The 11,623-nt window shown below is 66.4% G+C and carries 10 protein-coding genes; 3 read left to right on the top strand and 7 right to left on the bottom strand.

Going from position 1 to position 11,623, the window contains the following annotated elements; translation table 11 throughout:
- Nucleotides 1-5 precede the first annotated feature (5 nt).
- From mmsB to ASD05_RS22250, 5 genes are read right to left on the bottom strand one after another with little or no spacing between them, the layout of a single operon-like run.
- Nucleotides 6-1,217 (bottom strand): multiple monosaccharide ABC transporter permease, encoded by a 1,212-nt coding sequence (mmsB, locus tag ASD05_RS22230; RefSeq protein WP_056597168.1) that lies wholly within the window; start codon nt 1,215-1,217, stop codon nt 6-8.
- On the bottom strand, nt 1,204-2,730 hold the full coding sequence (gene mmsA / locus ASD05_RS22235) for a multiple monosaccharide ABC transporter ATP-binding protein (RefSeq protein WP_056597169.1): 1,527 nt from the start codon (nt 2,728-2,730) through the stop codon (nt 1,204-1,206). Before mmsA ends, mmsB begins: the two co-directional genes overlap by 14 nt.
- Before the next feature lie 26 nt (nt 2,731-2,756).
- Nucleotides 2,757-3,827 carry a multiple monosaccharide ABC transporter substrate-binding protein gene (gene chvE, locus ASD05_RS22240; RefSeq protein WP_056597171.1) on the bottom strand — a complete coding sequence of 357 codons (1,071 nt, stop codon included), beginning with the start codon at nt 3,825-3,827 and terminating at the stop codon, nt 2,757-2,759.
- 12 nt (nt 3,828-3,839) lie between these two features.
- Complete coding sequence (locus ASD05_RS22245; protein WP_056509196.1) at nt 3,840-4,805, bottom strand: ABC transporter substrate-binding protein; 966 nt, start codon at nt 4,803-4,805, stop codon at nt 3,840-3,842.
- Between the two features lie 48 nt (nt 4,806-4,853).
- Nucleotides 4,854-6,308 (bottom strand): aldehyde dehydrogenase family protein, encoded by a 1,455-nt coding sequence (locus ASD05_RS22250; RefSeq protein WP_056597173.1) that lies wholly within the window; start codon nt 6,306-6,308, stop codon nt 4,854-4,856.
- A 148-nt stretch (nt 6,309-6,456) separates the two neighbouring features.
- Here ASD05_RS22250 and ASD05_RS22255 point away from each other — a divergent pair, with 148 nt between their 5' ends.
- Nucleotides 6,457-7,416, top strand: coding sequence for a LysR family transcriptional regulator (locus tag ASD05_RS22255; protein WP_056597174.1), 960 nt, complete (start codon nt 6,457-6,459; stop codon nt 7,414-7,416).
- A gap of 117 nt (nt 7,417-7,533) precedes the next feature.
- On the opposite strand, the gene ASD05_RS22260 is transcribed toward ASD05_RS22255, so the two are convergent.
- Nucleotides 7,534-8,307, bottom strand: coding sequence for an SDR family NAD(P)-dependent oxidoreductase (locus ASD05_RS22260; protein WP_056597176.1), 774 nt, complete (start codon nt 8,305-8,307; stop codon nt 7,534-7,536).
- 132 nt (nt 8,308-8,439) lie between these two features.
- Here ASD05_RS22260 and ASD05_RS22265 point away from each other — a divergent pair, with 132 nt between their 5' ends.
- Nucleotides 8,440-9,393 carry an SMP-30/gluconolactonase/LRE family protein gene (locus ASD05_RS22265; RefSeq protein WP_056597178.1) on the top strand — a complete coding sequence of 318 codons (954 nt, stop codon included), beginning with the start codon at nt 8,440-8,442 and terminating at the stop codon, nt 9,391-9,393.
- Nucleotides 9,394-9,751: 358 nt separating this feature from the next.
- Here ASD05_RS22265 and ASD05_RS22270 read toward each other — a convergent pair whose 3' ends face one another.
- Nucleotides 9,752-11,068: a lytic murein transglycosylase gene (locus tag ASD05_RS22270; protein ID WP_056597180.1), complete on the bottom strand. Its 1,317-nt coding sequence runs from the start codon at nt 11,066-11,068 to the stop codon at nt 9,752-9,754.
- On the opposite strand from ASD05_RS22270, the gene ASD05_RS22275 reads away from it, so the two are divergent.
- Complete coding sequence (locus ASD05_RS22275; protein ID WP_157610206.1) at nt 11,007-11,486, top strand: hypothetical protein; 480 nt, start codon at nt 11,007-11,009, stop codon at nt 11,484-11,486. The genes ASD05_RS22270 and ASD05_RS22275 overlap by 62 nt on opposite strands.
- Nucleotides 11,487-11,623: the final 137 nt, after the last annotated feature.

Here is an 11,623-nt window from a genome sequence, read left to right on the forward strand (position 1 = left end):
CGCGGCTACTTGTTCTTGTTGTAGACGTCGATGAACACCGCGGCCAGCAGCACCAGGCCCTTGATGACCTGCTGGTAGTCGATGCCGATGCCCAGGATCGACATGCCGTTGTTCATCACGCCCATGATGAAGGCGCCGATCACCGCGCCCATCACGCGGCCCACGCCGCCCGAGGCCGATGCGCCGCCGATGAAGCAGGCCGCGATCACGTCGAGCTCGAAGCCCAGGCCGGCCTTCGGCGTCGCGGTATTGAGCCGCGCCGCGAACACGAGGCCCGCCAACGCGGCGAGCGCGCCCATGTTCACGAAGGTGAGGAAGGCGAGCCGCTGCGTCTTCACGCCCGACAGTCGTGCCGCCTTCTCGTTGCCGCCCAGTGCATAGATGCGCCGGCCGAGGGTCGTGCGGTTGGTGACGAAGTCGTACACCACGATCAGCACCGCCATCACGATCAGCACGTTGGGCAGGCCCTTGTAGGTCGACAGCAGGTAGCTGAAGAACAGGATGATGGCCGCGAAGAACAGGTTCTTCACGAGGAAGAAGGCATAGGGCTCCTGCTCCATGCCGTGCGCCGCCAGCTTGGCGCGCCCGCGCAGCTTGAAGAACACCAGCGCCGCGGCGGCCAGCGCGCCCACGACCAGCGAGGTGGTGCGCAATGCGTCGCCGCCCATCGGATCGGGAATGAAGCCCGAGCTGAGCCGCTGGAATTCCACCGGGAACGGGCCCACCGACTGCCCCGCCAGCAGCGCCAGCGTGAGCCCCTTGAACACCAGCATGCCCGCCAGCGTGACGATGAACGACGGGATCTTGCGGAACGCGACGAACCAGCCCTGCGCCGCGCCGATGACCGCGCCCGCGAGGATGCTCACGATCGCCGTCGGCACGAAGTGCCATTCGTACTCGACCATCAGCACCGCTGCCAGCGCGCCGATGAAGCCGCAGACCGAGCCCACCGACAGGTCGATGTGCCCCGCCACGATCACCAGCAGCATGCCCAGCGCCATGATGACCACGTAGCTGTTCTGCAGCAGCAGGTTGGTGAGGTTCAGCGGCCGCAGCAGCGTGCCGTCGGTCAGCACCTGGAACAGCACCATGATCGCGACCAGCGAGATCAGCATGCCGTATTCGCGCAGGTTGTTCTTCAGGAAGCCGACATGCAGCTTCGGCGCCTCGGAGGCGGGAACGGCGGCCTTCACCGCGTTGACTTCAGGCTGCGACATGGATCGAACTCCCCGAGCTCACGATGGCATGCATGATGCGTTCCTGCGAAGCCTCGGCCACCGGAAATTCGGCGACGAAGCGCCCCTCGTTCATTACGTAGATGCGGTCGCACATGCCGAGCAATTCCGGCAGTTCCGAAGAAATCATGAGAATGCCTTTGCCCTCGCTCGCAAGCTGGTCGATGATGGTGTAGATCTCGTACTTGGCGCCCACGTCGATACCGCGCGTGGGCTCGTCGAGGATCAGCAGTTCCGGCTTGGTGAAGAGCCACTTGCTCAACACCACCTTCTGCTGGTTGCCTCCCGACAGATTGACCACCAGCTGCTCAATGCCCGAGCAGCGGATGTTGAGTGCCTTGCGGTACTCGTTGGCCACCTTGAATTCGCGCCCGCTGTCGATGACCGACGAATCGGCGATCGCATCGAGGTTGGCCAGGCTGATGTTCTTGCGGATGTCTTCCTCCAGCACCAGCCCCAGGCCCTTGCGGTCCTCTGTGACGTAGGCGATGCCGTGGTCGATGGCCTTGCGCACCGTGCCCACGTCCACCGGCTTGCCGTGCATGAGCACGGAGCCGCTGATGCGCTGGCCGTAGGACTTGCCGAAGACGCTCATGGCGAGCTCGGTGCGCCCCGCGCCCATGAGGCCCGCGATGCCGACGATCTCGCCCTTGCGCACGTTCAGGTTCACGCCCTTGATCTGTTCGCGGTCGGCGTGCAGCGCATGGTGCACGCGCCAGTCGCGCACCTCGAACACGGTCTCGCCGATCTTCGGATGGCGCTGCGGGTAGCGGTGCGCCATGTCGCGCCCCACCATGCCGCGGATGATGCGGTCCTCGCTGATCGGCTGGCCGCGGCAGTCCATGGTCTCGACCGTCGCACCGTCGCGCAGCACGGTGACCGAATCGGCCACCTTGGAAATCTCGTTGAGCTTGTGCGAGATGAGGATCGACGCGATGCCCTGGCGCTTGAGCTCCAGCAGCAGCATCAGCAACGCATCGCTGTCGTTCTCGTTCAGGCTCGCGGTCGGCTCGTCGAGGATCAGGAGCTTGACCTCCTTGGCCAGCGCCTTGGCGATTTCCACCAGCTGCTGCTTGCCGACACCGAGGTCGGTCACGAGCGTGGTGGGCAGCTCCTTGAGGCCCACCTTGGCAAGCAGCTCTCGCGTCTTCGCATAGGCGGCGAACCAGTCGATCACGCCGCCGTTCGCAATCTCGTTGCCGAGGAAGATGTTCTCGGCAATCGAGAGCAGCGGCACCAGCGCGAGCTCCTGGTGGATGATGATGATCCCGAGCTTCTCGCTGTCGGCGATGCCCTTGAAGCGGCGAAGCTCGCCCTCGAAATGGATCTCGCCGGTGTACGAGTCGCATGGGTAGACGCCGCTCAGCACTTTCATGAGCGTCGACTTGCCCGCGCCGTTCTCGCCGACCACCGCGTGGATCTCCCCCGCGCGCACGGCGAGGTTGACGTTGCTGAGGGCTTTCACCCCCGGAAACGTCTTGGTGATCCCGCGCATTTCGAGGATCGTGCGTTCGCCTTGACTCACTTGACTTGGCTTTCCTTGTAGTAGCCGCTGTCGACCAGCACCTGCTTCCAGTTCGACGCGTCCACGCTCACCGGCTTCAGCAGGTACGAGGGCACGACCTTGATGCCGTTGTTGTAGGTCTTGGTGTCGTTCACCTCGGGCTGCTTGCCCGAGAGCATGGCGTCCGCCATGGCCACCGTCACCTTGGCCAGCTCGCGCGTGTCCTTGAACACGGTCGAGGTCTGCTCCTTGCGCAGGATCGACTTGATCGAAGGCACCTCGGCGTCCTGCCCCGACACCACCGGCATCGGCTGCGAGCCCGAGCCGTAGCCCACGCCCTTGAGCGACGAGAGGATGCCGATGGAGAGGCCGTCGTACGGCGACAGCACCGCGTCGACGCGGTCCTTGGTGTAGAAGGCCGACAGCAGGTTGTCCATGCGCGCCTGCGCCACCGCGCCGTCCCAGCGCAGCGTGCCGACCTTGTCCATGCCCATCTGCTTGCTGCGCACCACGAGCTTGCCGCTCTTGATGTACGGGTCGAGCACCGACATCGCGCCGTTGTAGAAGAAGAAGGCGTTGTTGTCGTCGGGCGAGCCGCCGAACAGCTCGATGTTGAACGGGCCCTTGCCGCTCTTCAGGTCGAGCGCCTTCTCGATCGACTGCGCCTGCAGCACACCGACCTGGAAGTTGTCGAAGGTGGCGTAGTAGTCGACGTTCTTCGAGCCCTTGATGAGCCGGTCGTACGCGATGACCTTCACGCCCTTGTCGGCCGCCTTCTGCAGCACGTCGGACAGCGTGGTGCCGTCGATGGCCGCGATGACCAGCACCTTCGAGCCCTTGGTCACCATGTTCTCGATCTGCGCGAGCTGGTTGGGGATGTCGTCGTCGGCGTACTGCAGGTCGGTCTTGTAGCCCTTGTCCTTGAAGTACTTGACCATGTTGGCGCCGTCGGCGATCCAGCGGGCCGACGACTTGGTGGGCATCGAGATCGCGATCAGGCCCTTGTCCTGCGCATTGGCCAGCGGCGTGAAGCCGACGATGGCGAATGCGATGCCCGCGAGCGATGCTTTGAGGAATTTGCGTTTCATGGGTGTGGGCTCTCAGTACTTGCGATTGGGAAACTCTTTGGCAGCGACTTCCATCGGGAAGATGCTTTCTTCGGTCACGATGCGCTTGGGCAGCGTCTTGCCGGCCTTGATGTCTTTCACGGCGCTCATCAGTTGCGGGCCGAGCAGCGGGCTGCATTCGACCGACACGTTGAGCTTGCCCGCGATCATCGCCTCGAACGCACCCTTCACGCCGTCGATGGAGATGATGGTGATGTCCTTCGCGGGCTTCAGGCCGGCCTCTTCGATGGCCTGGATCGCGCCGATGGCCATGTCGTCGTTGTGCGCGAAGAGCACGTTGATCTTCTTGCCCTCGGCCTTCAGGAAGGCTTCCATCACCTCCTTGCCCTTGGCGCGCGTGAAGTCGCCGGTCTGCGAGCGGATGATCTTGAACTTCGGGTCGGCCTTGATGATTTCCTCGAAGCCCTTCTTGCGGTCGATGGCCGGGGCCGAACCCACGGTGCCCTGCAGCTCGACGATGTTCACGTCGCCCTTCTGGTCCTTCATCTTCTCCACCAGCCAGCGGCCGGCCTTGCGGCCTTCCTCGGTGAAGTCCGAACCCATGAAGGTCACGTAGAGCGAGTCGTCCTTGGTGTTGACGGAGCGGTCGGTCAGCACCACCGGGATCTTGGCGGCCTTGGCTTCGCGCAGCACGGTTTCCCAGCCCGACTCGACCACGGGCGAGAACGCGATCACGTCGACCTTCTGCGCGATGTACGAGCGGATGGCCTTGATCTGGTTTTCCTGCTTCTGCTGCGCATCGGAGAACTTGAGTTCGATGCCGGCGTCCTTCGCGGACGACTTGATCGACTCGGTGTTGGCGGTGCGCCATTCGCTCTCGGCGCCCACCTGCGCGAAGCCGAGCACGAGTTTCTTCTGCGCGAGCGCGGAAACGGGCAGCAGCCCGCCGAGGGCGGCGGCGGCCAGTGCGGTGTTGAGCGTGCGGCGATTCATCGTCATGGGATGTCTCCTTCTGTTGACTTGCTTGTTGAGAACGGTTTTTGTGGCTCAGGCCAGCATGTAGCCGGTCTTCACCGTCGTGTAGAACTCCGCGGCGTGGCGCCCTTGTTCGCGCGGCCCGTAGCCCGACCCCTTGCGGCCGCCGAAGGGCACGTGGAAATCCACCCCTGCGGTCGGCAGATTGACCATCGTCATGCCGACCACGGCATGGCGCCTGAAATGCATCGCGTGCTTCAGCGAATTGGTGCAGATGCCCGCGCACAGGCCGAAGGGCGTGTCGTTGCACAGCGCGAGTGCTTCATCGTAGTCGTCGGCGCGCAGCACGCAGGCCAGCGGGCCGAAGATTTCCTCGCGCGCGATGCGGTGCGCCGGCTTGGCCAGGAACAGCGCGGGGCTCATGTAGTGGCCGGCGGTGGCGCGTTCGAGCGCTTCGCCGCCCCACACGTGCTCGGCGCCCTCTTCGCGCGCCACTTCGACCCAGGCGAGGTTCTGCGCGAGGCGCTCCTCGTCGGCCACCGGGCCGATGTCGACGCCGCGCTCCAGCGCATGGCCGATCTTCAGCGTCTTGAGCCGTTGGCGCAGTTTGGCCACGAAGGCGTCGTGCACCGCCGCCTCGACGATGAGCCGGCTCGACGCGGTGCAGCGCTGGCCGGCGGAAAAGTAGGCGCCCTGCACCGCGCAGTCGACGGCGCGGTCGAGGTCGGCATCGGCCAGCACCACCAGCGCGTTCTTGCCGCCGGTCTCGAGCTGCACCTTGGCGCGGCGCGAGGCTGCCGCCTGCAGGATGCGCTCGCCGTTGGCCATCGAGCCCGTGAAGCTCAGCGCATCGACCAGCGCGCTGTCGACCAGCGCCTGCCCCACTTCGCGGCCGCTGCCCATCACGAGGTTGAAGGCACCGGCCGGCAAGGCGGCGCGGCTGATGATCTCGGCCAGCGCCCAGCCGCAGGCCGGCACCAGTTCGGCCGGCTTGAACACCACGCTGTTGCCGTGGGCCAATGCGGGCGCGATCTTCCAGGCCGGGATGACAAAGGGCGAGTTCCACGGCGTGATGAGCCCGACCACGCCCACAGGCTCGCGCGTGACGTCGACCTGCACGCCTGCGCGCACCGACGCCACGTTCTCGCCGCCGCCGCCACGCAGGGCTTCGCCCGCGAAGAACTTGAATATCTGGCCCGCGCGCGCCACTTCGGCCACCGCCTCGGGCAGGGTCTTGCCCACCTCGCGCGCCAGCAGCAGGCCCAGGTCGTCCTTGCGTGCGAGCAGTTCAGCGCCGATGCGGTCGAGCACGTCGGCGCGCCGCTGCGGCGTGCTGTGGCTCCAGTGGGGAAAGGCCTCGGTGGCCGCGCGGATGGCGGCCTCGGCCTGGCGGCGATCGGCGCGTGCGTACTCGGCCACCACTTCGCTGGTGTCCGAGGGATTGGCGCTCACACCCGTGGTCGCGCTGGTTTCCCAGCGGCCATTGATGTACTGCCGCACGTTCTGATGGAGCTCGCCGTGAATCACCGGGCGGGGGCCTTGTCTCTGTAGTTTTGGATGTGCGGCGAGTCTAGGAACAAAATTGATATCAATCCAATCGTTTTTTAAGCAAAATGGATATCGATCATTGGATTCTGGAAAACCCGATCAGTCCTTCGTTTCAAGTCAAAGAGACATGACCAACTACAACCACTGGTTCATCCGCGCCCGCCTCAAGACCCGGCAGCTGTTGCTGCTCGTGGCCCTGGCCGAGGAAGGCAACATCCACCGCGCGGCGCAGGTGCTCAACATGACGCAGCCCGCCGCATCCAAGCTGCTGAAGGACCTGGAGGACGTGCTGGAGGTGCCGCTGTTCGACCGACTGCCGCGCGGCATGCGCCCGACCTGGTACGGCGAGACCATGATCCGCCACGCCCGCGTCGCGCTCGCGAGCCTGAACCAGGCGCACGACGAGCTCACCGCACTCAAGGCCGGGCGCTTCGGCCAGGTCAGCGTGGGCGCCATCACCGCGCCCGGGCTTACGCTGCTGCCACCGGCCGTGGCCATGGTCAAGCGCGAGCAGCCCGACCTGCGCGTGTCGCTGGAGATCGAGACCAGCCCGGTGCTGATCGAGCGACTCGAGCAGGGCAAGCTCGACATCCTGGTGGCGCGCCTGTTCGCCGAGCACGACAAGTCGCAGCTGCGCTACGAAGCACTGAGCGAAGAGCCGGTGTGCGCGCTGGTGCGGCCGGGCCATCCGCTGCTGGGCGTGAGCGGGCTCACGCTGCGCGACGTGGTGAGCGCAGGCTGGATCGTGCCGCCCGCGGGCAGCGTGCTGCGGCACCGCTTCGAGTTGATGTTCCAGGAGGAAGGCCTGGCGCCGCCGACCAACACCATCGAGAGCCCCGCGCTGCTCTTCATCACGCGCATGCTGCAGCAGAGCGACATGGTGGCGGTGCTGGCGACCGACGTGGCGCGCTACTACGCCGCGCACGGCATCGTGTCACTGCTGCCGCTGGACATGCCCTGCCACATGGACGCCTTCGGCATCATCACGCGTACCGACCGGCTGCCGTCGCCTGCGGCGAAGGTGATGATGAAGGCGCTGAAGACCGCGGCCATGAGCGTGTACGGGCGGAAGCTAGAGCTCGACTGACCGACCGGGTTCATACGCGGAATGCCGCGGAACCGGCTTTGCCGGGCCGCTGGCATTGCCCCCGGCGAGGGGGTGGAGAAGCGACACGAAGTGCGCGAAGCCTGGGGGAGTGCCCGCTCAGGTCCAGCCGGCGTCCACGGTGAACTCCTGGGCCGTGCACATCTTCGCGTCGTCCGATGCCAGGAACAGCACCATGCGCGCGATGTCTTCCGGCATCAGCTTGTCGGGCAGGCACTGGTTGCGCTTGAGCGACTGTTCGCCTTCGTCGTCGAGCCACAGCTTCACCTGGCGCTCTGTCATCACCCAGCCGGGCGACACGGTGTTGATGCGGATGCGGTCGCGGCCCAGGTCCACCGCGAGCCCGCGCGTGAGGCCGTTCACCGACGACTTGGCGATGGCGTAGCAGGGATAGCCCGAGCCCTTGGTCTGCCAGCCCGTGGAGCCCAGGTTGACCACCGAGCCGAAGCCCAGCCGCTTCATGCCCGGCACCACCGACTGGATCGCGAACAGCGCCGGCCGCTCGTTGATGGCCATGCGGTTGTCGTAGTAGTCGGGCGTGACCGATTCGAGCGTGTGGCGGTCGTCGCTCGCCACGTTGTTGACCAGCACCGCGAAGTCGCCGAGTTCGGCGGCCGCGTCGGCAATGGCCTTCTGCAGCGCGGCGATGTCGCGCACGTCGCAGGCGCGCCACCACGGCGCCGCGTGACCGGCCTCCTCGATCTGCCGTGCGAGCGCCGCGCTGGAACCCTCGGCAATGTCGATGAAGGCGACGCGCGCGCCCTGCGCCGCGAAGGCAGCGACGATGGCAGCGCCAATGCCGCTGCCGCCACCGGTGACGAAAACGGCGCGGTCTTTCAGGCTGGGATAAACGGAATGTTGGGGGGAATTCAAGAAAAGTCTCCAGGGTGCTCGATAAGTGACATTGCAAAATGCGTATGCATCAATGCCTCAATTTTAAATTTCCGTTATCAATATGCCTTGATACGATCCGCCGAGTCAAGAAGACATGACGAGGAAAAACAAATGAACAAGCAAGAGACAGGCGTCCTCTCCCCTTCATCCGCATCTGCATCCGCGCCTTCGGTCGCAGGCGAGCCCGAATGCATCTGGCCCGCTGGTGCCAACCTCGGCGAGGGCACGATGTGGTCGCAGCGCGAGCAGGCGCTCTACTGGATCGACATCCTCACGCCGCGCCTGTTCCGCTACGACCCCGCCAGCGGCGCGCAGCGAACCTGGACCTTCGACGAGGAGATCACCGCCATCGCCGAGCGCGCCGCGGCGCCGGGCCTCATCGTCACGCTGCGCCGCGGCTTCGCGCTGTTCGACACCACCGCGCCCGGCGACAACGCGAAGCCGCGCTACCTGCACCAGCCCGAGCCCGAGCGCACCGGCAACCGCTTCAACGACGGCAAGTGCGACAGCCGCGGCCGCTTCTGGGGCGGCAGCATGGACTTCGACTGCCATGCGCCCACCGGCGCGCTCTACCGCTACGACGCCGACGGCCGCTGCACGAGGCACGACGACGGCTTCGAGGTGACCAACGGCCCGACATGGTCGGCCGACGGGCGCACGATGTACTTCAACAACACGGCGCGCAACAACCTCTACGCCTACGACTTCGGTGTGGAGGCGGGCACGGTGTCGAACCGGCGCCTGTGGCACCGCTTCCCCAAGCCCGATGGCCTGCCCGACGGCATGACCACCGACGCGGCCGGCCGTCTCTGGATCGCGCACTGGGGCGGCTCCTGCGTGACCTGCCATGACCCGGTGAGCGCGGCCGAACTGTGCCGCATCCCGCTGCCCGCGAGCCACGTCACCGACTGCGCCTTCGGCGACGCCGACCTGCGCACGCTCTACATCACGACCGCGCGCAACGGGCTCACGGTTGAACAGCAGGCGGCCGAGCCGCTGGCGGGCGGGTTGTTCAGGGTGCGCATCGGCAGCGCCGGGGTGCCGGCGGCATTGTTCGCGGGTTGAAGAAGCTGCCGGATTCGCCCGCGACCTGCGCGACCCGGTGGCACGCGCAGCCCAGCAGAACAATGGCGGCGGGAGGAGCCATTGCGCTGGCAATGCAAATCAGCATACGGGATATTGGCGACAGAGAGGATGAGCAACAAGCGGACAGAAGCACCATGACTAGTTGCGGTTGGTGCCCACCCATGCGCGGCAATCGGTGGGCGGCGGCTTCGCCCTGGCGCTCCTGGAAACGGCATCCCCATGCGAGGCGCAGCCGCCGATGACCAGGGCCGCGAGCATCGCGCCTGCAGCCAGGCCGGTGCGAGAGAAGGTGCAAGCGTTCCTGTCCCCTTGCTGGTGTGACCGGTCCGCGCAAGCACTACGGCCGCGGCTGCTGCAAGCGCTGCAGCAGCTCTGCGCTCGGATAGCCATCCGCGGGCAAGCCGACGCTGCGCTGGTAGCGGCGCAGCCCTTCGCGGGTGGCGGGCCCCATGACGCCATCGGCCGCGCCGGTGGCAAAGCCGCGCTGGTTGAGCGCGGTCTGCAGCTCGGTCATCTGGCTGCGAGAGAGCGCGGACAGGTTCCTTGGCCACGGCACCTGCACGTCCGGGCCGCCGCCGAGGCGCTGCGCGAGCAGGCCCACCGCGAGCGCATAGTTGATCGAGTTGTTGTAGCGCAGCACGGCACGAAAGTTCGGCCCGACCAGGAAGGCTGGTCCCTGGGCACCCGCGGGCAGCAGCACCGCGCCATCGGCAAACTCCGGCAGCGGCCGATCGTCCATGGCCCTGAGCCCCTCGGCCGTCCACTGCGCGGTGGACTGGCGCACGGCCATGTCGGCGCGGCCGTAATCGAAGCTCGTCGGCAGCCGGACCTCCACGCCCCACGGCATGCCGGCCTGCCAGCCCGATCGCGCGAGGAAGTTTGCCGTCGAGGCCACGACATCGGGCATGCTGCCCCAGATGTCGCGCCGCCCGTCGCCGTCGGCATCCACCGCGTAGGCCAGGAAGTTCGATGGCAGGAACTGGGTCTGGCCCATGGCGCCCGCCCAGGAGCCGATCATGCGGTCGCGCGCGATGTCGCCGCTGTCGAGAATCTTCAGTGCCGCGAGCAGTTCGCGGCGCGCCCAGTCTTCGCGGCGGCCCTCAAAGCCGAGCGTGGCCAGCGCATCGATGACCGGCGTGCTGCCGTAGTTGCCGCCGTAGTTGCTTTCCATGCCCCAGATAGCGACGACGATGGTGCCCGGTACGCCATAGCGCGCGGCGGCCGCATCGGCTTCGGCGCGAACCTGCTGCAGCTTGTCCTGGCCCGTCGCAATGCGCTGGGACGAGACGGTGTTGTCGAGATAGTCCCAGGCGGTGCGCGTGAACTCGGGCTGGGCGCGGTCCAGTTCGATGACTCCCGGCAGAAACTGCACCGAGTCGAAGGCGCTTCGCAACGTGGCCTCGCTGATGCCTGCCGTGCGCGCGGTGGCACGGAAGTCCGCGACCCACTTTGCGAAACGCTGCTGTTCGAGCGCGGCCGCATCCGAGCCGGCAGGCGTGGGCGTGGTTGCGGGCCGTGCACCCGCTGTCGAGCCCGGCGGCTGCGTTGCCGATCCGGGTGGAGCGGAAGCGCAGCCTGCCAGGAGCGCGGCGATGGCCACGGCCGCAAGCGCGAGCCGGGTGGAATGCGGGAATGAAGTGCTGGCTGGATGCATTCGCGAATTCTCACCCGCGGCGCCCCGCGGCAAGCCGTTCTCACGCGCCGACGCGCCCCTTTCCTACACCTGGCTGGACAACGGTGTCATCCAGCAGATCGGCAGCCCCATCAGCCTATACGACTACCCGGCCAACACGGCCGTTGCCCGTGCAGTCGGCCAATGGAATCTGCTCACCGGCTTTGCGCGCTCCCGGCAAGGCGGGGCGCTGCTGCTCGACGTTAGAGATGTCGGCGAACTCCGCGTGCCGCTGCGGCCGGACACGCCAGCCGCCTCACGGTTTCCCATCGGCTTCCGCCCGCATGCCGTGAAGATCGGCCGTCAAGACGACGTGTACGACGCCCGCTACACCTGGCTCGAAGGCATGGTGGAGAACCTCGAATCCTGGGCGGGGCCGTCCGCTACCGAGTGCGCATAGGCGATCACGTCGTGCTGGTGGACGAACCGCATCATCGCGGCACGTCGCGCCATCCTGTCGGCACCGACATCACGCTTGGCATCGAATTGGTGCAGTGCCGGCAATTCGTGGCCTAGCTTTTCGCCCGGCGCGTGCCG

Origin of the sequence: Variovorax sp. Root434 (genome assembly GCF_001426595.1) — a bacterium.
Classification (GTDB): Bacteria; Pseudomonadota; Gammaproteobacteria; order Burkholderiales; family Burkholderiaceae_C; genus Variovorax.

Bases quoted from the DNA above. Each gene is read 5' to 3' on its own strand.
- mmsB (WP_056597168.1), bottom strand. From the start codon at position 1,217: ATGTCGCAGCCTGAAGTCAACGCGGTGAAGGCCGCCGTTCCCGCCTCC.
- mmsA (WP_056597169.1), bottom strand. From the start codon at position 2,730: ATGCGCGGGATCACCAAGACGTTTCCGGGGGTGAAAGCCCTCAGCAAC.
- chvE (WP_056597171.1), bottom strand. From the start codon at position 3,827: ATGAAACGCAAATTCCTCAAAGCATCGCTCGCGGGCATCGCATTCGCC.
- ASD05_RS22245 (WP_056509196.1), bottom strand. From the start codon at position 4,805: ATGACGATGAATCGCCGCACGCTCAACACCGCACTGGCCGCCGCCGCC.
- ASD05_RS22255 (WP_056597174.1), top strand. From the start codon at position 6,457: ATGACCAACTACAACCACTGGTTCATCCGCGCCCGCCTCAAGACCCGG.
- ASD05_RS22265 (WP_056597178.1), top strand. From the start codon at position 8,440: ATGAACAAGCAAGAGACAGGCGTCCTCTCCCCTTCATCCGCATCTGCA.
- ASD05_RS22275 (WP_157610206.1), top strand. From the start codon at position 11,007: ATGGCCACGGCCGCAAGCGCGAGCCGGGTGGAATGCGGGAATGAAGTG.
- ASD05_RS22270 (WP_056597180.1), bottom strand. From the start codon at position 11,068: ATGCATCCAGCCAGCACTTCATTCCCGCATTCCACCCGGCTCGCGCTT.